Annotated in this window: 18 protein-coding genes and 1 tRNA gene; 11 read left to right on the top strand and 8 right to left on the bottom strand. The window is 74.5% G+C overall.

All coding sequences use genetic code 11. The features are described 5' to 3' along the window. Window positions 1–489 precede the first annotated feature (489 nt). From AB0424_RS18745 to AB0424_RS18725, 5 genes are all read right to left on the bottom strand, one after another. Window positions 490–1,356 carry a GNAT family N-acetyltransferase gene (locus AB0424_RS18745; protein WP_366306709.1) on the bottom strand — a complete coding sequence of 289 codons (867 nt, stop codon included), beginning with the start codon at window positions 1,354–1,356 and terminating at the stop codon, window positions 490–492. Window positions 1,357–1,549: 193 nt separating this feature from the next. Beyond that, window positions 1,550–2,449, bottom strand: a complete 900-nt coding sequence (locus AB0424_RS18740; protein ID WP_366306707.1) for a hypothetical protein — start codon at window positions 2,447–2,449, stop codon at window positions 1,550–1,552. After that, window positions 2,446–3,465 carry an SPFH domain-containing protein gene (locus AB0424_RS18735; RefSeq protein ID WP_366306705.1) on the bottom strand — a complete coding sequence of 340 codons (1,020 nt, stop codon included), beginning with the start codon at window positions 3,463–3,465 and terminating at the stop codon, window positions 2,446–2,448. Before AB0424_RS18735 ends, AB0424_RS18740 begins: the two co-directional genes overlap by 4 nt. Window positions 3,466–3,570: 105 nt before the next feature. Continuing rightward, window positions 3,571–4,800, bottom strand: a complete 1,230-nt coding sequence (locus tag AB0424_RS18730; RefSeq protein WP_366306704.1) for a DMT family transporter — start codon at window positions 4,798–4,800, stop codon at window positions 3,571–3,573. After that, complete coding sequence (locus AB0424_RS18725) at window positions 4,797–5,630, bottom strand: phosphatase PAP2 family protein (RefSeq protein ID WP_366306703.1); 834 nt, start codon at window positions 5,628–5,630, stop codon at window positions 4,797–4,799. Before AB0424_RS18725 ends, AB0424_RS18730 begins: the two co-directional genes overlap by 4 nt. A gap of 201 nt (window positions 5,631–5,831) precedes the next feature. Here AB0424_RS18725 and AB0424_RS18720 point away from each other — a divergent pair, with 201 nt between their 5' ends. After that, window positions 5,832–6,434: a TetR/AcrR family transcriptional regulator C-terminal ligand-binding domain-containing protein gene (locus AB0424_RS18720; protein ID WP_366306701.1), complete on the top strand. Its 603-nt coding sequence runs from the start codon at window positions 5,832–5,834 to the stop codon at window positions 6,432–6,434. Between the two features lie 29 nt (window positions 6,435–6,463). Continuing rightward, a complete protein-coding gene (locus tag AB0424_RS18715; protein WP_366306699.1) occupies window positions 6,464–6,838 on the top strand; it encodes a DUF488 family protein in 375 nt (124 codons plus the stop codon). 54 nt (window positions 6,839–6,892) lie between these two features. Here AB0424_RS18715 and AB0424_RS18710 read toward each other — a convergent pair whose 3' ends face one another. After that, window positions 6,893–7,573 carry a DUF309 domain-containing protein gene (locus AB0424_RS18710; protein ID WP_366306697.1) on the bottom strand — a complete coding sequence of 227 codons (681 nt, stop codon included), beginning with the start codon at window positions 7,571–7,573 and terminating at the stop codon, window positions 6,893–6,895. A 214-nt stretch (window positions 7,574–7,787) separates the two neighbouring features. Between AB0424_RS18710 and AB0424_RS18705 the strand changes: the two genes are divergently transcribed. Both AB0424_RS18705 and AB0424_RS18700 read left to right on the top strand, forming a co-directional pair. After that, window positions 7,788–10,523 carry a tetratricopeptide repeat protein gene (locus AB0424_RS18705; protein WP_366306772.1) on the top strand — a complete coding sequence of 912 codons (2,736 nt, stop codon included), beginning with the start codon at window positions 7,788–7,790 and terminating at the stop codon, window positions 10,521–10,523. An 84-nt stretch (window positions 10,524–10,607) separates the two neighbouring features. Then, window positions 10,608–10,681: transfer RNA gene (locus AB0424_RS18700), tRNA-Pro, on the top strand. A gap of 187 nt (window positions 10,682–10,868) precedes the next feature. Here the strand turns inward: AB0424_RS18700 and AB0424_RS18695 are convergent. Together AB0424_RS18695 and AB0424_RS18690 are read right to left on the bottom strand one after the other, a co-directional pair. Continuing rightward, window positions 10,869–11,261: a DUF6193 family natural product biosynthesis protein gene (locus AB0424_RS18695; protein ID WP_366306695.1), complete on the bottom strand. Its 393-nt coding sequence runs from the start codon at window positions 11,259–11,261 to the stop codon at window positions 10,869–10,871. Between the two features lie 107 nt (window positions 11,262–11,368). Then, a complete protein-coding gene (locus tag AB0424_RS18690) occupies window positions 11,369–12,145 on the bottom strand; it encodes a hypothetical protein (RefSeq protein WP_366306694.1) in 777 nt (258 codons plus the stop codon). A 163-nt stretch (window positions 12,146–12,308) separates the two neighbouring features. Between AB0424_RS18690 and AB0424_RS18685 the strand changes: the two genes are divergently transcribed. The 7 genes from AB0424_RS18685 (at window position 12,309) to AB0424_RS18655 (ending at window position 21,893) form a co-directional block, all read left to right on the top strand. Further along, window positions 12,309–12,887, top strand: coding sequence for a TetR/AcrR family transcriptional regulator (locus AB0424_RS18685; RefSeq protein ID WP_366306692.1), 579 nt, complete (start codon window positions 12,309–12,311; stop codon window positions 12,885–12,887). A 279-nt stretch (window positions 12,888–13,166) separates the two neighbouring features. Beyond that, window positions 13,167–14,534 carry a GH1 family beta-glucosidase gene (locus tag AB0424_RS18680; protein WP_366306690.1) on the top strand — a complete coding sequence of 456 codons (1,368 nt, stop codon included), beginning with the start codon at window positions 13,167–13,169 and terminating at the stop codon, window positions 14,532–14,534. Between the two features lie 14 nt (window positions 14,535–14,548). Then, entirely contained in the window at window positions 14,549–15,820 is a 1,272-nt protein-coding gene (locus tag AB0424_RS18675; RefSeq protein WP_366306688.1) for an MFS transporter, read from the top strand. Between the two features lie 287 nt (window positions 15,821–16,107). Further along, entirely contained in the window at window positions 16,108–17,637 is a 1,530-nt protein-coding gene (locus AB0424_RS18670; protein ID WP_366306686.1) for a Re/Si-specific NAD(P)(+) transhydrogenase subunit alpha, read from the top strand. Between the two features lies 1 nt (window position 17,638). Then, window positions 17,639–19,057, top strand: coding sequence for a Re/Si-specific NAD(P)(+) transhydrogenase subunit beta (gene pntB / locus AB0424_RS18665; RefSeq protein WP_366306684.1), 1,419 nt, complete (start codon window positions 17,639–17,641; stop codon window positions 19,055–19,057). Window positions 19,058–19,169: 112 nt separating this feature from the next. Continuing rightward, window positions 19,170–20,468: an FAD-dependent monooxygenase gene (locus AB0424_RS18660; protein WP_366306682.1), complete on the top strand. Its 1,299-nt coding sequence runs from the start codon at window positions 19,170–19,172 to the stop codon at window positions 20,466–20,468. A 213-nt stretch (window positions 20,469–20,681) separates the two neighbouring features. Next, a complete protein-coding gene (locus tag AB0424_RS18655; RefSeq protein WP_366306681.1) occupies window positions 20,682–21,893 on the top strand; it encodes a glycoside hydrolase family 6 protein in 1,212 nt (403 codons plus the stop codon). Window positions 21,894–21,908 lie beyond the last annotated feature (15 nt).

Raw genomic sequence — 21,908 nt, 5'->3', positions numbered from 1 at the left:
GCCCGTGCGCCGCCACCGGCGCGACGGCCCGGGTCAAGGCCGTCACCGGCGGACATCACCCTCCGCATGCACCTGTCAGGGTGCGCTGGGGGGATGATATCTGCCGGTGCGGAGGACAGTAGGGAACGGGGGGGTTAACCCGATACGGGGAAAACCCTTGTCACCCCTCACCGGGCTGCGGGGGTGCGGTGAGGGGGCGCGGAGCGGGGGCGCCACGAGCCGCGCGCGACGCGCATCCGCCCGGGCGAGAAGGACCGTTTCGAGGCCGCCGGAAGGCGACTTGCCCCGTCGAGGCGCACGTCGAGAGCCGTACGCGGCTGCCCGGAGCCCTCACGCGGAGCCGGAAGTCCCCACAGCCACGGGGCAGGTGCACCATGGCGCGGAATCGTGTGTTGTCCCTCCATAGGGGACATCGTGCTTGCTACAGGGGCAATCGATGTCGGACCGGGACGACATGGGGGCGCGCGGACGGGCGCCGCACCCCGGTCGTCACCCCAGTTCGAGGGTGGTGACGCCGAAGACCCTCTCCGGCGCCACCGGACGGACCGGACCCGTGTACATCCGGGCCGTCTCGAAGGTCGGCTCGAGACCGCGCTCCAGGGCGATGCGGGCGGCCGCCGGGTTCGCCTCGGGCATGTCCACCGCGATCCGCTCGGAGCCGAAGTCGCGGGCGGCGGCGGCGAGGGCGTCGAGAAGAGCGGCGGCGTCGGCCGGGGTGTCCGCGAACAGCGGCCCCACGCGCGCCTCGTCCTCGGCCGGACGCACCACGCCGTATCCCGTGAGTCGCCCGTCGACGACCCGTACGAGGGCGTGGTGGCCGGGCGTCGCCAGCCAGGCCGACAGGAAGCGCGGCCGCCCGGCGTGATGGCACGCGCCGTCGTAGGCGGCCAGCGCGGCCGGGTCCACCCGAGAGGCCGCCACCACACCGGTCACCGGCGTCCCCGGGTCCGCAACCGCCCCTACGTACCGCGCCGTCCGGTACGCCGGCGCGAAACCGGAACGACGGTAGTTGTCCTGCTGCGCCGGCACCCCGTCGAGTCCCACCGACCGCTCGCCCGCGTGCGCCAGCGCCGCCCGCCATGTCGCCAGGCCGTGGCCGAGCCCCCGGAACTCGGGCCGTACGAGATAGAAGCCGAGGAACGCGTACGTCTCGTCGTAGTTCACCACCGAGATGGCGGAGACCGGCTCCCCGTCCACCCGCCCCAGGAAGAAGCCACCGGGGTCCTGCGCGAAGAACGCCCGCGCGTCCGCGAGGCCGGGATTCCACCCCTCCTCGGCCGCCCAGGCCCGCACGAGGTCCCAGTCCGGCAGCGTGGCGGGGGCGACGGAGAGCGAACCGGAGGAGGCGGAGGTCATGAGGTTCCTTCAGCGGCCGGGAGCGGGTCGGTCACACGTAAACCGGGCAAAGCGCGCCGAGCATAACGCCGCCGTCCACTTCCCCCGACCGACGCCGATCGATTTCGGCCGAGCCGCCCTCGACGCGCGTGTACGCCGTACCCGACCCCTGTCGTCAAGCGTGCCCGCAGCGGGTGACGCGCACGGGTCGCGGTCAGCCGACCAGGCGGAGGCGGGGGCCGGCGACCGTGAGGGTGACCGTCTGGCCCCAGGTCAGGTGCAGGGCGTCGGATTCCACGCCGTCGCCGAAGGCGACCAGGCGGTCGGACTCGACGGTGAGGCGCAGCCCCTGGCCGGCGACGAGGAGGCCCTCGACGCGTGTGGTGCCGGTGGTGGGGGACGGCCATGCCTCGCGTACGAACCAGGCGAGCCGGGCGTCCGAGGGTGCCGGCAGCGCGAGCGTGCTGGAGCGCTGCTCCCACAAGGACCGGAGCCAGCCGGTGGCCCCCGTGCCGGTGCCGACGAGGACGCCCGACGACGCCTGGGCCTCGGCGGGGAGACCGGTGCCGTCGAGCCCGAGGGTGTAGCGGGCGGTCTGGTGGCCGGGCGGACCGACGTAGATCTCGTTGAGGGCGAGGAGCCGCTGCGCGTCGTCGGTGACGGCCTCGACCATCGTCAGCTCGTCGACGACCGCCCCGGCCCCGGCCGCGTGCGGCAGCAGCCGCCGCGCCTGGCCGGCACGGTGCCGCACCAGGACGCCCGGATTGCGCCCGGGGTCGGCGTCGATGCCGACGACGGGCTGTCCGGTCAGGTACTTGGCCGCGTTGGCGACCAGGCCGTCCTGGCCGACCACGACGACGACGTCCTCGGGGCCGAAGAGGAACCGGTCGAGGTCGGCGCGTTCCACCCGGGTCTGCCGCCAGGCCAGCGGCACCGCGCCCGCCACCTCGGCGAGCGCCCGGTGGGCGCGCTCGTGCCGCTCCCGCACCGCCTCGACCGAACGGCCGCGCGCGGAGAGGAAGAACGCGGCCTGGCCGTGCGTGCCGTGGCGGGCGAGCAGCTCCTCGTACTCCGTGGTCCGGTGCACGAGGACCGCGCGCGGCGCGAGGCTCACGAACCGGCCCCGGTGCCCGCCCCGCCTTCACCGAGCCTGGCGAGCAGGCCGGTCACCACGTCGGGGGAGAGCGTCAGGTGCTCGATGCGGGGGAGGTTCTCCGCCGCCGAGTGCACGGCGAGGGCGTGCAGGGTGGCAGGGGCCACCTCGCCGTGCGCCCGCAGCCACGCGGCCTGCGCTCCGGCGCGCGCCTCGCCGACCTCGCGAGCCGCCTCGGCCTCGGCCCGGGCGAGCCGGACCTTCCGGGCGGCCTCGGCCTCGGCCCGGACGGCGTCGGCGGCGGCGTTCTCCTCCGCCTCGCGGCGGGCGTTGGTGCCGCGCTGCTCGACGAGCCTTTCCTCCTGCCGGGCGAGCTCGATCTTGCTGGCGAGCTCGTTCTCGGCGATGGTGCGTTCGCGTTCGACGGCGACCGCGCGGCGCTCGTAGGTGGCGCGGTCCGCCTCCTGCTGGATCTGCTCGCGGGCGGGGGTGCGCAGGGCCCGCTCCACCTCGGGCTCGGGGCGGATGGCCACCACCCGGACCGCGACGACCTCGATGCCGGTGGCGGGCAGCCGCGGTTCGGCCGCGAGTCCCGCCGTGATCCGGTCCCGTACCGCCGTCACGCCGTCGACCAGCGCCGCCGCCAGTGCGGTGCGGGCGAGGACGTCGAGGGCGTGCTGCTGCGCGGTCTCGGTGAGCAGTGTGGCGATCTGCTCCAGCGGCGTGCCCCGCCAGGCGCCCGTGTCCGGGTCGATCGAGAAGTCGAGCCGCGCGGCCGCCGTCCCCGGGTCGCCGATCCGGTACGTGACGGTGGACTGCACGCTCACGTCCTGGAAGTCGGCGGTCCGGGCGTGGAACGCCATCGCCAGCTCCCGGTCGTTCACCGGGACCTCCGAGAGGGCGGCGGTGAGCGGCCGGAACCAGAAGCTCAGTCCCTCGCCGTCGTGGACCAGCTTGCCCCCGCGCTGGTGGCGGATGTGCGCGGTGGGCGCGGAACGCAGATGCCGCCAGCCGGCCCGCCGGGTGATGTCAGCCATGAGAACCCCCTTGTCGTCATCCTGACGATAGGGGGTTTCCTTACTTGTCGTCAAGATGACGAAAGTGGGTGTACCGGCCCGCGACCCCACCGGGGACGCCACCGCTCACGGGCACGCCATGTGCGGCGGCACCGACGACACGGGCAGCGACTGCGCCGGTGCGGGGATGACGACCGGCCCGGCCACGCCGTCGGGCCCCGCCCCGGGGGAGGGGACCGCGTCCAGCGTGGCCACGGCGTGCGCGGGCGCGGGCGCGGGGGCGGCCAGGGCGACGGACAGTGGTGCCGACGCGCCGACGGACACCGTCAGGGGTGCGGCGACCGGCGGCAGGGCCTCCGCGGGAACGGGCGACGGTGTGACCGCCGTCGTGGTCGCTCGCGCTCCCGTACTCGCGTCGACGGCCGCTCCCGCCTCCGTCCCCGGGGCCGATTCCGGCTCCGTCCCCGCCTCCGTCGGGCCGCCCTTCGTCAGCAGCACCACGCCCCGCGCCGCGACGAGCGAGGCGGCGGCCGCGACCAGCCAGCCCCAGGCGCCCGCTCGGAAGGTCTCACCGAGCAGCGCCACGCCGATGACGGCGGCGGCGGCCGGGTTGGAGAGGTTGACGACGGCGAGCGGCGCCGCGAGGCCGCCCCGGTAGGCGGCCTGGGACAGCAGGAGGCCACCCGTCGCGAAGGCCGAGATGAGGACCGCGAGCACCGCGGTCTGCCACCAGACCGGTTCGTCGCCGGGGAGTTCGAGCGCCAGCGCGGCCGTGAGGGTCTGGGTGAGCGCGGAGGCGACACCCGAGGCGATCCCGGAGGCCGTGGCGTGTCCGAGGCCGCGCCCGGAGCGGCCGCCGGTGCCGGACGCGCCGCGCCCGGTGAACCGGCCCGAGGCGAGGGCGGCGATGAGGAGCGCGGTCGCCGCGGCCACGGCCAGGGACTCGCGCAGGCTGAGTGCCTCGCCGGGAGCGGTCGGGCCGGTCATCGCGACCAGGCCGACGAGGCCGCCCAGGGTCAGGAGCGCGCCGCGCCACTCGGTCCTGGTGACCCGCCGGTGCGCGAGGTGCGCGCCCAGCGGCAGCGCCGCCACGAGGGTCAGCGCGCCGAGCGGCTGGACCAGGGTGAGCGGCCCGTAGTGCAGGGCGGCGACGTGCGCGAGCGCGCCGGCCGCGTTCAGGCCGACCGCGGACCACCACTGCCCGCGGGTGAGCAGGGCGCGCAGCGCGCTCCGCCCGTCGTCGGGGGCGGGGGAGGCGGCCGCGAGCCGCGACTGGGCGACCGCGGCGAGCGCGTAACCCGCGGCGGAGACGAGGGAGAGGAGCACCGCGACCACGGTGCCCGCGGCGGGGCTCATCGCAGGGCTCCGGCCGGGAGGGCGGCCGTGCCGAGGGCGCGGGCGGCCGGCGGCGGGGGCGCCGTGCGGCGGTGGCCGGGGGCGCGGACGGCGAGCAGTGCGAGGCCGAGGAGTACGGCGGCGGCGAGCGCGTCGAACCAGTAGTGGTTGGCGGTGCCGACGATGACGAGCAGGGTGAGCAGCGGGTGCAGGAGCCACAGCGCCCGCCACCGGGAGCGGGTGGCGACGATGAGGCCGACGGCGACCATCAGTGCCCAGCCGAAGTGCAGGGACGGCATGGCCGCGAACTGGTTCGCCATCGAGTCCGTCTCCGGCGTCGCCCCGTACACGGAGGGGCCGTACACCCTCGCGGTGTCGACGAGCCCGGACGCGGCGAGCATCCGGGGCGGGGCGAGCGGCATCAGCAGGTGGAGGGCGAGCGCGGCGCCGGTGACGAGGGCGAGGACCCGGCGCGACCACACGTAGTGGGCGGGGCGGCGCCAGTACAGCCAGGCGAGGAAGGCGAGGGTGGCCGGGAAGTGCACGGCCGCGTAGTACGTGTTGGCGGCGCGGATCAGCGGCTCGCCGTGGAGCAGCAGCTGCTGGATCGTTCCTTCGCCCGGCAGGTGGATCGCGCGCTCGGCGTCCCAGACGCGGTCGGCGTTCCGGAAGGCGCGGGCCTCGTGGCCGTTGGCGAAGAGCCGGCCGAACTTGTAGACGAGGAAGAGCGCGGTGACGAGCAGCAGCTCGCGCAGGAGCGGCGGCCTCGCGCTCCGGCCGGACGGGTCGGCGCCCGTCCCCTCCCTGTCCTCGGTCCCGTCGTGCCTGGCGGGGCCGGGGGTGGGTGTCATCCCCTGTCCTGCAGGACGTGGTCCTCGTATCCCGCTCAACCCGGCAGCCATCGTGCGGCCCTCTAATCCGTCAAATCGCCAACAAACGGAGTGAGCCTAGATCCGATTTCATCGAGACGCAAGCGTCTCGATACGTTTGCGTCTCGATTGTGCACCCCCTACTCTCGTATGTGCAGAGACAGAGGTGTCCAGGAGGGATCGATGTCCACTCAGGCCGCGAGCGCCGCCGCCCGTCGCAGCAAGATCACGCCGGAGCGCGAGACGGAGCTGTACGACGCCGTTCTCTGCCTCCTGCGCGAAGGCGGATACGACTCCGTGACCATGGAGGGCGTCGCCGCCCGCACCAAGTGCGGCAAGGCCACCCTCTACCGGCAGTGGGGCACGAAACCGCGGCTCGTGACCGCCGCCCTCGCCCGGCGCCGCTGCACCGTCTTCGCCGGCATCGACACCGGCAACGTCGCCGACGACCTGCGCGAGGCCGCCCGCATCGCCGCCTCCCACCGCGAACGCGACGCGGAGCTGATGGAGGCCGTCGCCCAGGCGTTCATTCAGCACCCCGACCTGCGCGCCGCCCTCCGCGAGACCGTCATCGCCCCCGAGGTCGCCGCCATCGACGCCGTCATGGCCCGCGCCGTCGAGCGCGGCGAGGTGGCCGCCGACAACCCGGCCATCGGCTTCGTCGCGCCCAGCTTCATGGGCATGCTCCGCATCGAGCGGCTCTTCGAGGAGCGCTTCGCCGACGCCTCCACCATGCGGACCTTCGTCGACGCCGTCCTCCTTCCGGCGCTGCGCGTCGCCGGGTGACTCCGCGTGCCGTCCGGCACGCTGACCCCATGGCCGCAACCCACCCCACCGTCCGCGTCCGCCGCATCTACGACGACCCGTCACCCGACGACGGCGTACGGGTCCTCGTCGACCGCCTCTGGCCGCGCGGCCTCCGCAAGACCGACGCCCACATCGACGAGTGGCCCAAGGCGCTGACCCCCTCCACCGAACTCCGCCACTGGTACCACGGCCCCGACGGCAGCTACGACGAGTTCTGCCGCCGCTACGAGGCCGAACTCGCCGCCCCCGACGCCGCCGCCGCCCTCGACCGGCTCCGCACCCTCGCCGCCGAACACCCCCTCACCCTCCTGACCGCCACCAAGGACCCGACCCTCAGCCACACCTCGGTCCTGCGGAGGGAACTGGAGCGGTCGGCGGAATAGGGTCGGGGCAGTCCCGACAGGGGCCCACGCCGTCCCCGTCCGACGCGATCGCGGTCAGACGGTGTTCCGGCGCAGACGGGGCGCCTCCACGACGGGGTCGACCTGATCGGCGGGGTCGCCGGCCACCGGGTCGCCGTCCGAGGAGCGGCCCTTCTCCCTCGGGCCCGTGGTCATCCTCGCGGCCAACTCCCGTGCCCACGCCGCCAGTCCGTCGGCGTCGAAACCGTACGCCCCGGCGCGGGGAGTCGCGTCCGCGAGGCGGGCCGCGCCGCGGCGCAGGAGACGGGCGCCGCCGGCGGTGTTGCCCCGGGCCGCGTGGGTCAGGCCGACGGCGAGCTGGGCGAGACCCTGCCAGAGGTCGCGTTCGTCCTCGGGGCCGGATTTCCAGGCGTCCTCGAACACCTCGTGCGCGTGGAAGGGCATACCGGCGTCGAGCAGGCGCTGCGCCTCGCGCAGGGTCTCCGAAGGGGCGCGCACGACGCCCTCGGGCTGCCGGGGCACGCCCTCGGTCCCGTACGGCAGGGGCCGCCCGAGCCCGTCGCGGGGGCGGGCGCTCCGGGCCCGCCCGGCGGCGTCGCGATCCCTGCGACGATCGTGGTCGACTCCGGTCGACGACGGCCGGGCGTCCGGCGACCGCGGGCCGTCGCGGCGGTCGTCGCGGCGATCCTCCCCGAGGTCGTCACGGCCCGCGTCGGAGCGGCGGTCGTCGGTGCGGTCACCCGGTGTCCGGTTCACCCGTCCATTGTCGCCCCGCGGGCGAACAGTACCGCTAGGCTCGTCGGTCCAGTGTCGGCGGGGACGGCACGGCCCGCGTGGACCGCGCGGGCCGTGCCGGGCCGACGAGCTCGTGTGGGGGAGTGGGGCACCGGTGCCGTCGGAAGCCGAACAGCCTTCGTCCGCAAGGCCGTTCGCGGGAGCGTCCGCGCCGGGCGGGCCGGACGCGGGCGGCCTGCTCGAACGGGACCCGGAGCTCGCCGCTGCGGCCCACGCCGTCGACGCACTCGTCGACGGAGCGGCCCGGGGCGGCCCCGCGCGCGGCGGCATCCTCGTCTACCGGGGCGAGCCGGGCATCGGCAAGACCACGCTCCTCGCCGCGATACACCGCACCGCCCGCGACCGCTGCACCGTCCTGACCGCCCGGGGCGGCGAGACGCTCGCCTCGGTCCCGTTCCACCTCACGCGCCAGCTCCTCCAGCCGGCCCTCGACCGGTTCGGGCCCGAGGAGGTCCGCGGCCTCCTGGGCGACCACCACGACCTGCTCGCCCCCGCGCTCGGGATCGCGTCGCCGGCCGCCGCGTCGCCCGCGCCCGCCGATCCGCAGGGCGTACGGGACGGTCTGGCCGGACTCCTGGGCCGCCTCGCGGACCGGCTGTGCGACCGGCCGCCGCTGCTGCTCGTGGACGACGCCCAGTGGGCCGACGCGGAGTCCCTGGCGTGGCTCGACGCCTTCGCGGGGAGCCGGCGGGACCGGGACCTGCCCGTCCTGGTCGTCCTCGCCCACCGGCCGCCGAAGCCGGACCCCGGCCGGCCGACGGCGGCCGCGACCCTGGCGGCGCTCGCCGAACGCGCCGTCCTGACCTTCGGCCTCCACGCCCTCACCCCGGCGGCCACGGCCGCCCTCGCCCGCGAGGCGCTCGGCGGGCACGCGGACGAGCCGTTCTGCCACGAGCTGTGGACGGTGACGTCGGGGAACCCGTACGAGACCGTCGAACTGCTCGCCAAGGCCCGCGACCGGATGCTCGAACCCGTCGCGGGCTCCGCCGCCCTCCTGCGCGATCTCGGCGCCGGTGCCCGCGGAGGCGGCCTCGTCGCCCGCCTCGAAGCGCTCGGTCCCGGCCCCACCCGCCTCGCCTGGGCGATCGCCGTCCTCGGGGCGGACAGCACCACCCGCCTCCTCACCACCCTGACCGGCATGAAGGCGGACGAGGTCACCGACCACACCGCACGCCTCCGCCGCACCAGAATCCTCACGGCGACCCCCGCCGACCCCCGACCGCAGGACGACGCCCGGGCCGCCCCGGGAACCGGCACCGCGCCCACCGCGCCGCCCTCTCCGCGCGCGTCGGCATCCGCCCACTCGCCGACGTCCGCGTTCCCCCTGGAGTTCGCGCACCCGCTCATCGCCACCGCCGTGTACGGCTCCGTGCCGCCGGCCGTGCGGACCGCGCTGCACGGGAGGGCCGCGTGGGTGCTCGCCGGGGCCGGCCACGGACCGGCCGCCGTCTCCCGACACCTCCTCGAAGTGCACCCCGACGACGACGAGGACGTCGTCGACAGACTGCGGGCCGCCGCGGCGGAGCACCTGGCCACCGGGGCGCCCGACGCGGCGCGCCGCTGCCTGGACCGGGCGCTGGCCGAACCGCCGAGCCCGGAGACGTACGCCGGGGTCCTGTACGAACTCGGCTGCGCGTCCCTCCTCACCTCACCGGCGGCCACCGTCCGGCACCTGCGCTCGGCGCTCGACCTGCCGGGGCTCGACGACGACCTCCGGATCGACGCGACCTATCGGCTGGCGCAGGCGCTCGCCCACAACAACCAGCTCCAGGAGGCCGCGAGAGCCGTCGCGGCCGAAGCGGACCGCACCCCGCCGGGTACCGGACGGCGACGGCTCCAGGCCGCCCACTTCATGTACGAGGGGTTCCAGGCGGCGGAGGACGACGGCCCCGGGCGCTCGCGCCGGCTCGCCGAACTGACGGCGGGCTTCACCGGCGCCGACAACTCCGAACGCGCCCTCATCGCCGTCCGCGGCTTCGACGCCATGCTGCGAGGGGAGCCCGCCGCCGAGGTCGTGGGGCTCTGCGACCGGGCCCTCGCCGACGGCCTGCCCGCGCGAGGGCTCGGCTGGACCGACCCCACCTGGGGGTTCGAGATCCCGGCCCTGACCGGCATCGCGTACGTCTTCGCCGACCGGCCGGACCGCGGAGAGGCCCTCTTCACCGAGGCGGTCCGCGCCTTCGAGATCTCCGGCTGGAGCGGCGCCCACCTGGCCTTCGCCCACACGCTCCTGGGACTGGTGCACCGCAGGCGCGGCCGCCTGCCGCGCGCGCAGCACCACCTGGAGGAGGGGCTCCGGCTGGCCGACCGCGTCGGCGGCGGGCTCCCCGTCCACTGGGACACCGCCTGCCTCCTCGTCGACACGCTCCTCGCCCGGGGCCGCACCGCCGAGGCGCGCGCCGTCGCCGACCGCTACGCCTTCGGCCCGCCCTGGCCGGGCGCGATCGTCCTCCCCGACGGCCCCAGCGTCCTCGGCCGCCTCCTCCTCGCCGAGGGCCGCCGAGAGGAGGCCGTCGACACCCTCGAAGCCGCCGCCGAGGCCCTCACCGCCCGCGGCCGCCACCACGGCGTCTGGGCCCCCTGGCCCTTCGACCTCGCCCGGGCCCTCGCCCCCACCGACCCCGACCGCGCCGCCCGCCTCGCGGCCGACGCCCACACCCACGCCACCCGCCTCGGCACCCCCACCGCCCTCGGCGAAGCCCTCCGCTGCCTCGCCCTCCTCGCCGACCCGCCCGAGTCCCACCGCCTCCTCACCCGCGCCGTCGCCCACCTCGCCACCTCCCCCTCCCGCTACGAGGAAGCCCGCGCCCGCCTCGACCTCGCCCACGCCACCGGTTCCCCCTCCACCCTCGCCCACGCCACCACCCTCGCCGCCTCCTGCGGCGCCCACCCCTCCCCCTCCACCCCGTGACTACCCGTGCGTCATCCCACCCCCGGAGTGAGGTAATGTTTCCCCTGCACGCCGACGCAGGGGAAACCCCGCCGAAACGCGCATCGGGACGTGGCGCAGCTTGGTAGCGCACTTGACTGGGGGTCAAGGGGTCGCAGGTTCAAATCCTGTCGTCCCGACTCGAAAGAGTCGCAGCTCAAGGGGCCGTTTCAGAGCAATCTGAAACGGCCCCTTGATCGTTTGTGGGGACCACTTGGGGACCACCGCACTTGACCAGTGTGAAGGGCACCTTGACGCGGCCGAGGCGCGCGTTCCTGGAGGGGTGAACACCGCCGACGGGGGTGCCGTGTCACGTCGCTCCCGTGGTCAGACCTGGCCCGCGCCTCCGAGCACGGCCGGCCCGCACTCGTCGGGGAGGTTGCCGGCGACCAGGGCGAACGCCTGGTCGAGGGTCTCCGCCCGGTCGAGGGTCCCCACGCCCTTGGGGCCGGCCACCCGGTACCGGCCGTCGGCACCCCGAGGGTGGACCTGCCCGCCGACATGGACGGCCGGCATTCCGGTGCGGCTGCTGAAGTACATGACTCCATGGCTGACCAGAGGGAAGAGCTGCCGCAGCCGCGGCCACGCATGAGCCGCGCGGACGGTCTCGGTGTCGATCAGGTCGTGACCTCCGTCGAGGAGAAGGCGCCACGCCCCGGCCGCGATCTCCGCGGCACTTCGTGTGTCGGCGTGGTCCGTCATCTCTCTTCTCTCACTCATGTGCTTCGGAAGCTTCGAAAGGAAGCGATCGCGGTACGTCACGCAGAGGGTGCTCGCGAGGACACGCGGGTGGTGACGCTGCCATCGACGTGGTGCGCCGGCGCGCGTCAGTCGGGCAGTTGACGGACCCGGTTGTCATCCGTCACCTCGTACACGTCGACGCGCAGAAGCTGACGGACGTGGACCGGAACGCGCGTGGCGGCTTTGACGGAGGAGGAGGGGACGACGAGGGCGTAGCGAGTGGCTGGGTCCTGGATCGTCATGCGGCGCAGCAGTTGGCCGTAGCCGGTGTCGGCGTCGATGCCCTTCTCGCTGGTGCGGCCCTTTGCCTCGCAGATGAGCCGTTGCTCGCCGCGTACGGCCTCCAGGTCGGTCCAGCGGTCGGTCGGATCGACGGGTGTCCAGCCTTCGGCCAGGAGCCAGGTGCGGAAGGTGTCGACGACCCGGTCCTCGTCGCTCTTCCGGGCCAGGATCCGTTCGAGTACCGCGATGTCGGCCTCTTCGGTGCGGCGCAGTAGACCGCGGCCGTCCGCATCGAGGTCGGCGGGGCGGATGACGACCAGGCGCAGGCCGTGCGCGGGAATCTCCTCCTCCCGCCGGGCGTCGTACAGGGCTCGCTGCTCGCCGCGGTGGACACCGCTGACTGTGCGACGGTCGGGCTTGTCGAAGTGGGGCACGGGCTGATCGTGCTGCAGTTCGCGGTACTCGACCACCAGTTGATGTCCCGGCCAGTAGGCGTCGACCGGCAGCCTGACGCGCCGGCCGCCTGCTCCGGGATCGCCCAGCAGCCAGTCGAACCTGTGCTGCGGCAGAGCGCTCTCCCCGAGAATCCGGTCGCACAGCCCCACGACGTACGCCTCGTCGCTGCCCTCTCTCGTTCCCATGACGAGGGATCCTGCCACCATCCGCTGCCGGCCGGAGGCGAAGTCCGTTCAGGGGCTGCGTGCTACGTTCCCTGCGTCTGAGGGGGGGCCTGGGGTGACGGAGGCGGAAGGGGCGCCGGCGCGGGTGCGGCGGGAGCCGCGGCAGGCGAGGAGTCGGGCCAGGGTGGAGGCGGTGCTCGGTGCGGCGGACCGGATCCTGTCGCGGGAGGGGTACGAGGCGCTGACGATGCGGCGGATCGCCGAGGAGGCGGGGGCGCCGGTCGGGAGCATCTACCAGTTCTACCCGGACAAGGGCGCGGTCGTGGACGCGCTGGGCAGGCGGTACCTGGAGGCGTTCCGGACCGCCATCGACGACCTCGTGGAGCGGGCCGTCGCACACGGGCTGGCCGATCCGGTGGGCACGGTGGTGGATGTGTACGCGGAGGTGTTCCGCACCCAGCCGGGCGGCATGGCGCTGTGGTCCGGGCGTCACCTCAGTCCGGAGCTCGCGCGGGCCGACGAGGAGAGCAACGCGCTGATCGCCGCGGGGCTGGAGCGCATCGTGGTGCATCTGACGGGCAGGCCGGGCGGCGAGCCGGCGCGGCGGGCGACGCGGATGGTGGTGTGGGCCGCCAACGCCGTTCTGCACGAGGTGTTCAAGGGCGGCGGCGAGCCGGACCTGGAGACGGTCGACGAGCTCAAGCGGATGCTGGACGCCTACTGGGGGGATCTGCGCGGCCGCCTGTCGGCCCCGTGGTCCTGACCCCGGCCCCGCGCCGATCGTCCCGACCCGGCGGCGGGTGGGTGCCGTCGGACGGCCGTCGCCCGTCCGGTGACCGTCGTGTTCCGCAGTCGCACGCTCGCGGCGGGGTCGCCCCGAGGGACCGCTTCGCGGCCTCTTCCGACCCCTATAACGTGAACATGTGTTCATGTTAGGGTGCGGCCCACCGGGGCGGCGGCCTGTACGTCAACAGCCGTTCCGAGCAACGTCGTTGGGGCGTCCATGCGAGGTGCCCCGCACCGGCAACGGAGGCAGAGGACTGTGACCGCGAGCTCGACCGAGTCCGTACGACCGCCCCGGTTCCCGGCGGGATTCGTCTGGGGCGCCGCCACGGCGGCGTACCAGATCGAGGGCGCGGCCGGGCGGGACGGCAAGGGCGCTTCCGTCTGGGACACGTTCGTCCAGCGCCCCGGGGCCGTCCGCGACGGCCACACCGGCGACGTCGCCTGCGACCACTACGACCGGTTCGACGAGGACGTCGCGTTGATGCGGCGCCTCGGCCTCGACGCGTACCGCTTCTCGATCTCCTGGCCGCGCGTGCTGCCGACCGGTGCGGGGCGGGTGGAGCCGCGGGGCCTCGACTTCTACGACCGGCTGGTCGACGCGCTGCTCGACGCGGGGATCGAGCCGACCCCCACCCTGTTCCACTGGGACCTGCCGCAGGCTCTGGAGGACGAGGGCGGGTGGCTGAACCGGGACACCGCCCACCGGTTCGCCGAATACGCCGCCGTGACCGCGGAACGGCTCGGTGACCGGGTCAAGCGGTGGATCACCCTGAACGAGCCCTTCGTGCTCATGTCCTTCGGCTACGGCTTCGGCGTCCACGCCCCGGGCCGCGCGATGATGCTGGACGCGCTGCCCGTCGCCCACCACCAGCTGCTCGGCCACGGACTGGCGACCGCCGCCCTGCGGGCCGCGGTTCCGGACGCGCAGGTACTGGTGTCCAACAACTGCACGCCGGTGCGCCTGCGCCCCGATGCGCGGTCGGACGAGGACGCCGCCGCGGCCTCGGCCTATGACGTCCTGCACAACCGGCTGTTCAACGACCCGATCCTGCTGGGCGCGTACCCGGACCTGTCCGCCTACGGCATGAGCGACCCCGCGTGGGGAGGGGTGGTGCGGGACGGCGACCTGGACCTCGTCGCCGCACCGCTGGACGGTCTCGGCATCAACTACTACAACCCGACCTGGGTCACCGCTCCCGCCGACCCCGCCGCCGGGCTGCCCTTCGACCTCGCCGAGCCCCAGGAGGCGTACCGGCGGACCGCGTTCGGCTGGCCCGTGGTCCCCGACGGGCTCACGGAGCTGCTCACCGGTCTCGTCGCCCGGTACGGCGAGGCCCTGCCGCCGGTGTGGATCACCGAGAACGGTTGCTCGCAGCCGGCCGGGCTCCAGGACCAGGAGCGCATCGACTACCTCGCGGGTCACGTCGCGGCGGTCGGCCACGCCATGGCCCGAGGGGTGGACGTCCGCGGCTACTTCACCTGGTCGCTGCTCGACAACTTCGAGTGGGCCGAGGGGTATCACCAGCGCTTCGGCCTGGTCGAGGTCGACTTCGCCACCCAGCGCCGCACGCCCCGGGCGAGCTTCGCGTGGTACCGCGACCTCATCGCCTCCCAGCGGTCCTGAGCGGCGGAGTCGTCATGGCCCCTGTCCCCGCGGCGGACGACGCGGACGCCCTGTGCCCCGCGGTCCTGGCCGAGCCCACCGTCCCGGTCACGGCCTCCTGGACGGCGGGCCTCTCGCTCGCCACGTTCGCCGTCTTCATGGCGTTCATGACGCCCATCCAGATCCTGCTGCCGCTCCAGCTGGAGCACATCGACCCGCACGACAAGAACACCGCGCTCTCCCTCGTCACCGGCCTCGGCGCGCTCGTGGCGGTGGTCGTCAATCCGCTCGCCGGCGCCTGGTCGGACCGGACCACGAGCCGGTTCGGCCGCCGCCGGCCCTGGATCCTCGGCGGCGCCCTGGCCGGGGCGGCGGGGCTCGTGGTGACCGCCGGCCAGGACACGGTCGCGGGCGTCGCCGTCGGCTGGTGCCTCGCGCAGGCGGGCCTCAACGCGATGCTGGCCGGGGTCGCCACCCCGATCGCCGACCGCGTGCCCGTCGCGCAGCGCGCCCAGGTCTCCGGCTGGACCGGCCTCATGCAGTCCTTCGGCCTCGTGGTCGGCGCGCTGATCACCACGCTCCTCGTCACCGGCGTCCGGCCCGGCTACGTGACGCTGGCCGTCCTCACCGTCGTCCTCGCCTTCCCCTTCGTGCTCCGGTACGCCGAGCCGCCGCTGCCCCGGGCGCTGCGCCCCGCCTTCGACGCCCGCGCCTTCGCCCGCTCGCTGTGGGTGAGCCCCCGTCAGCACCCCGACTTCGGCTGGGCCTGGCTCACCCGGTTCCTGATCAACCTCGGCAACGCCCTGGGCACCCTCTACCTCTTCTACTTCCTGACCGACGCCGTCCACTACGGCGACCCCGGCACCGGCGTCCTGATCCTCACCCTCGTCTACACCGTCTGCGCCGCGCTCACCGCCGTCCCCGTAGGCGTGCTGTCGGACCGCGTCGGGCGCCGCAAGGGGTTCGTCGTCCTCTGTTCGGTGGTCATGGCCGCCGCAGCCCTGCTCCTCGCCCTCTTCCACACCTGGCCCGCAGCCCTCGCCGCGGCGGCTGTCCTCGGCGCGGGCTACGGCGTCTACCTCGCGGTCGACCAGGCCCTGGTCACCCAGGTCCTGCCCGAGGCCGCCGACCGGGCGAAGGACCTCGGCGTCATCAACATCGCCAACTCGGGCCCCCAGGTCATGGCTCCCGCGCTCGCCGCGCCGGTCATCGCCCACCTCGGCGGCTACACCGGCCTCTACGTCACCGCGGCCGTGGTCATCCTCGTCGGCGGCCTCCTGGTCGGCCGCATCCGCAGCGTGGCCTGACGCGCCCCGGCCGGCAGGGGCCTCGCCCTGACGCGCCCCGGCCGGCAGCTCCTCCGATGGCACGTGCCCCGCTCGGGCCCGTACCACGGCAGGAGCTGCCCCTGCGGCCCCGTGCGGAGTGATTCGGTCGTGCGCGCTCTCGCCAAGGGTGGGGCGGATGGTGTGGCATGGATCACGTCCGGCACTCTTCGAGAGGGACGGTGGAGCGAGCCGACGGGCGGGTGCCCGGCCGGGCGCCGGTCCGCCGCCCGGCCGTCGAGCGCAACACCAGCGAACGGAGAACACGCGTGATTGTCGGAGTCCTCAAGGAAGCGCGGGCGGGTGAGAACCGCGTGGCGGCCACGCCGGACACGGTCGGGGCGATCCGGAGACTGGGGTACGGCGTGGTGGTGGACGCCGGTGCGGGGGTCGCGGCGGGCTTCACGGACGACGCCTTCGAGGAGGCCGGGGCGCGGATCGGCGAGGCGGTCGTGGCGGACGTGGTGCTCGGGGTGAACGCGCCGAGCACGGAACAGCTGGACCGGGTGCGTGCGGAGGCGACGGTGATCGCCCTGTTCGCGCCGGCGTTCGACCCCGTGATGGTGGAGGAGCTGGGGCGGCGGCCGTTCACGGCGCTGTCGATGGACGCGGTGCCGCGCATCAGCCGGGCGCAGTCGATGGACGTGCTGTCGTCGATGGCGAACATCGCCGGATACCGGGCGGTGGTCGAGGCGGCGCACGCCTTCGGGCGGTTCTTCACGGGGCAGGTGACGGCGGCGGGCAAGGTGCCGCCCGCGAAGGTGCTCGTCGCGGGCGCGGGTGTCGCCGGGCTGGCGGCCATCGGTGCCGCGGGCTCGCTCGGCGCGATCGTACGGGCCACCGACCCACGGCCCGAAGTGGCCGACCAGGTGCGGTCGCTGGGCGGCGAGTACCTGGCGATCGAGTCGCCGGAGACGGAGGTCTCGGCGACGGGCTACGCCAAGGAGATGGGCGACGACTACAAGGCGCGCGAGGCCGAGCTGTACGCCGCGCAGTGCCGTGAGGTCGACATCGTCGTCACCACGGCGCTCATCCCGGGACGCCCCGCGCCGACGCTGGTGACCGCGGAGATGGTGGCCGCGATGAAGCCGGGGTCGGTGATCGTCGACATGGCCGCCGCCAACGGGGGCAACGTGGTCGGCACGGTGGCGGGGGAGAAGGTCCGCACGGAGAACGGCGTGACGATCATCGGGTACACCGACCTCGCCGGCCGACTGCCCGCGCAGGCATCGCAGTTGTACGGGACGAACCTGGTGAACCTGCTGAAGCTGATGACGCCGGACAGGGACGCGCGACTGGTCCTCGACTGGGACGACCCGGTGCAGCGCTCCATCACCGTCGTACGCAAGGGCGAGACGGCCTGGCCGCCGCCGCCCGTCCAGGTCTCGGCGGCACCGGCCCCCGCGCCGGCGGCGGCCGTGGCGGTGCCGGCGAGGCCCGGGAAGGCGCCGGTGACTCCGGCGAGACGGTTCGGCGCGGTGGCGATCGCAGCCCTGGTCCTGTTCCTCGCCGCGGGTCTCGCGCCGGCGGCGCTGCTGCCGCACGTGACGGTCTTCGTGCTCGCGATCGTGATCGGCTACTACGTGATCGGTCACGTCCACCACGCGCTGCACACACCGCTGATGTCGGTGACGAACGCGATCTCGGGGATCATCGTCGTCGGCGCGCTGCTCCAGATCGGCCGGACGAGCACGGCGGTCACCGTGCTGTCCTCCGTGGCGATCCTCCTGGCCGGTATCAATGTCTTCGGCGGCTTCGCGGTGACGCGTCGCATGCTCGCCATGTTCAACCGGAGCTGACATGTCTGCGACCCTCGCCGCGCAAGCGGCCTACCTCGTTGCCGCGCTGCTGTTCATCATGGCGCTGGCAGGACTCTCCAGGCACGAGTCGGCACGGCTCGGCAACGCCTTCGGCATGCTCGGCATGGGCGTCGCGCTCGTCGCGACGGTCGTGCTGGCGATCGACGGCGACATCAGTGGCGCGGGCCTCGGGTTGACGGCCGCCGCCATGCTGGCCGGCGCGCTCATCGGGCTGCGGAAGGCGCGCGGCGTCGAGATGACCGGCATGCCGGAACTCATCGCGCTGCTGCACTCCTTCGTCGGACTCGCGGCCGTCCTCGTCAGCTGGAACGGCTTCCTGAACGTCGAGAACGACCTGGACGGCCACGAGGCCGTCGCCCTGGACGCGCTCGGGACGCTGGGCATCCACCACGCCGAGGTCTTCATCGGCGTCTTCATCGGAGCGGTCACGTTCACCGGCTCGATCGTGGCGTATCTGAAGCTCTCGGCGAAGATCGGCTCCCAGCCGCTCGTACTGCCCGGCAAGAACGCGCTGAACCTCGGTTCGCTGGGCCTGTGCGCCGCCCTGACGGTGTGGTTCGTGATCACGCCGGAGCCCTGGCTGCTCGTCGCGGTGACCGTCGTGGCACTGGCGCTCGGCTGGCACCTCGTGGCCTCGATCGGCGGCGGCGACATGCCGGTCGTCGTCTCCATGCTCAACAGCTACTCCGGCTGGGCCGCGGCGGCCTCCGGCTTCCTCCTCGGCAACGACCTGCTGATCATCACCGGTGCCCTCGTCGGCTCCTCCGGCGCGTACCTGAGCTACATCATGTGCAAGGCGATGAACCGCTCGTTCCTCTCCGTCATCGCCGGCGGCTTCGGCATCGAGGCGCCCTCGGGCTCCGACGTCGACTACGGCGAGCACCAGGAGATCACCGCCGAGATCGCCGCCGAGCTCCTCGGCTCGGCCCGGTCCGTCGTCATCACGCCCGGATACGGCATGGCGGTCGCGCAGGCGCAGTACCCGGTCGCGGAGCTCACCTCGAAGCTGCGCGCGAAGGGCGTCGTGGTGCGGTTCGGCATCCACCCGGTCGCCGGGCGCCTCCCCGGCCACATGAACGTGCTGCTCGCCGAGGCCAAGGTGCCGTACGACATCGTCCTGGAGATGGACGAGATCAACGACGACTTCGCCGCCACCGACGTCGTCCTCGTGATCGGTGCCAACGACACCGTCAACCCGGCCGGCGCGGACGACCCCGGCAGCCCCCTCGCCGGCATGCCCGTGCTCACCGTCTGGGAGGCCGGCAGGGTCATCGTGTTCAAACGCTCGATGGCCTCCGGATACGCGGGCGTGCAGAACCCGCTCTTCTTCCGGGAGAACACCTCCATGCTCTTCGGCGACGCGAAGGACCGGGTCCAGGACATCGTCGGCGCGCTCTGACCGGGCGGGGACTACCGTCGTACGCGAAAGGCGGTCGTGCGGTGGGCACGCCCGTCCGGGGGAGGCCACCGACTCCACGCGAGGCGGGGCCGGAGACGAGGGGAGAGGCCCTGTGCCGAGACGTCGCGCGGTGGTGGTGGGCGCCGGGATCGGCGGTCTGACGGCCGCGGTGGCACTGCACCGCCGCGGCTGGCACGTGACCGTGTGCGAGGCCGCCCCCGCGGCGCCGGTCACCGGTGCCGGCATCGGCCTCGCCCCGAACGCGCTGCGCGCGCTCCGGGCCGTCGGCGTCGACGTCACCCCCGCGACCGGCGGCGCCGTGCCCGCCGCGATGGGGGTGCGGCGCCCCGACGGACGCTGGCTCACCAGGACCGCCACCGCCGACATGGCGGCGCGCTACGGCATGCCGCCGATCGCCGTACCGCGCCCGGCGCTCACGGTCGCGCTGACCGCCGCCCTGCCCGCGAGCGCGCTGATGTACGGCACCGCCGTGACCGGGGTCGACGGGGCCGGGCGCGGCCCGGTCGTACGGACGCGGGGCGGCCCCGACCTTCCCGCCGACCTGGTCGTCGCCGCCGACGGCATCCACAGCCCGCTGCGCCGCGCGCACTTCCCCGCCCACCCCGGCCTGAGCTACCTCGGCGAGACCGCGTGGCGTGCCCTGGTGGACGCTCCCGACCTGGGGATACAGGCCATGAGCGAGACCTGGGGGCGAGGGGAGCGGTTCGGCGTGACGCCGCTCTCCGACGGCCGGTTCTACCTCTACGCCACCGCCGTCGTCCCGGCCGGCACGCGGTCGGAGGACCCGCGTGCCGAACTGCGGCGTCGCTTCGGAGCCTGGCACGACCCGATCCCCGCCCTGCTCGACCGCGTGGACGCCCTCGCCCCCGACGCCGTCCTGCGGCACGACCTGTACGAACTGGCCGCCCCGCTGCCGCGACTGCACCACGGCCGGATCGCCTGGCTCGGCGACGCCGCCCACGCCATGGCCCCCAACCTGGGCCAGGGCGGCTGCCAGGCCATCGAGGACGCGGTCGTCCTCGGCCACCTCCTTCCGGCCGGTGGGGACGGTGACGGCGAGGGCCGTGGCGAGGTGCGCCGGGACGGCGAACAGGGTGACGGCGACGACAGGGACGAGGTCGGTGGGGGAGGCGGTGCCGGCGAGGAAGGCGGCGGCCTGGGTGCGGCCGGAGTGCCTCGGGCCCTCGCGGCGTACACCGCCGCCCGCCTGCGCCGCACCGACGCCGTGCGGGTCCGCGCCCGCCGGGTGGGCCGCGTGGGGGCCCTGCGTCATCCCCTCGCCGCCGCGGCCCGCGACCTCGCCGTCCGTGCCACCCCCGACCGGCTGGCCCTGCGGGGGATGGACGACCTCTTCGACGGCTTCCGCCTGCCGGACCGGCCTACCGGCTGAGGGAGCGGGCCGAAGACCCGTACCCGGCTGAACTGGTCGTGCAACCCGTCGGCCCGCATCCACCGCGGCGCGCTCCCCCCACCGTGACGCACCGTTCCGCGCACGACCCTTGACGGCGCGCCGATCGCTCCGGGAGGCTCATGGGAGCGCTCCCATCCGCTAGGACGGACCGGGAGCGTTCACATGCCCGCCGTCGACGGAGGTCCCCCACCCATGCGCCGCAGAACCGCCGCTCGTGCCCTCGCGCTGCCCCTGGTCCTCGCGGCAGCGCTGCTGACCGGGCCTCAGACCGCCGCCTCCGGCGCGCCCGTGGACGCCTCGGGCGGGCACGGGAGCCGCCTCTACACCCCGAAGGCCAACCCGGACGCGTACCGGCAGGCGGCCGCACTGCTCCGGGACGGGCGGTACGAGGACGCCGCGGGCATCGTCGCCATGGCCCTCACCCCGCAGGCCGTCTGGTACGGCGACCAGACGCCGGCCGAGGTCGAGAGCCAGGCGCGGACGGTCGTCGCGGACGCCGCGCGGAAGGGGGCCGTGCCGGTGATCGCCCTCTACAACGTGCCCGGGCGTGACTGCGCGAACTACTCCGGGGGAGGCGCGTCGACCACGGCCGAGTACCGGGCGTGGGTGGACGCGGTGGCGCGCGGGGTGGGCGGCCGTGACGCCATGGTCGTCCTCGAACCCGACTCGCTCGCCCTGCTGCCGGCCGACTGCGGCCAGGACGACGCCGAGGGGACCAGGACCACCGCGCGGTACACGGAGGTGAAGTACGCCGTCGACACCCTGGGCCGGCTCGGCCGCACGAAGGTGTACCTCGACACCGGGCACCCGGGCTGGCACACCGTCAACTCCATCGTGCCCCGGCTCCTGCGCGCCGGCGTCGGCGACGCCACCGGCGTGTTCACCAACGCCTCCAACTACCGTACGGAGGCCGACAGTCACTGGTACGGCACGCTGATCTCCGCGTGCCTCGGCTACGTCGAGGACGGCGGAGCCGCCGCCGAATGCCCGAACCAGTACTGGCCGCGCGCCGACGCGGAAGGGTGGATCGCGGAGCACGTGACGACGCCCCTGTCGCGGCGGAAGCACTTCGTCACCGACACCAGCCGCAACGGCCTCGGCCCGTGGACCGCGCCGGCCGGCAAGTACACCGACGCGCAGGACTGGTGCAACCCGCCCGGCCGCGGTCTCGGCGACCGGCCGACCACCGCCACCGGGGACCCGCTCTACGACGCGAAGCTCTGGATCAAGATCCCCGGCGAGTCGGACGGTCTGTGCCTGCGCGGCACCGCCGGGCCCCAGGACCCCGAACGCGGCACGGTCGACCCCGCCGCCGGTACCTGGTTCCCGGAGCAGGCCCTCGAACTCGTCCGCCTCGCCCGGCCGCCGCTGCCGGCCAAGGGGCTCTTCCCGGACGCCGGGTGAGCCGACGCACGGGGG

Origin of the sequence: Streptomyces sp. NPDC051180, from assembly GCF_040689545.1 — a bacterium.
Classification (GTDB): domain Bacteria; phylum Actinomycetota; class Actinomycetes; order Streptomycetales; family Streptomycetaceae; genus Streptomyces.
Note: the sequence above shows the minus strand (reverse complement) of the source record. Positions and strands in the feature narration are given on the sequence as shown.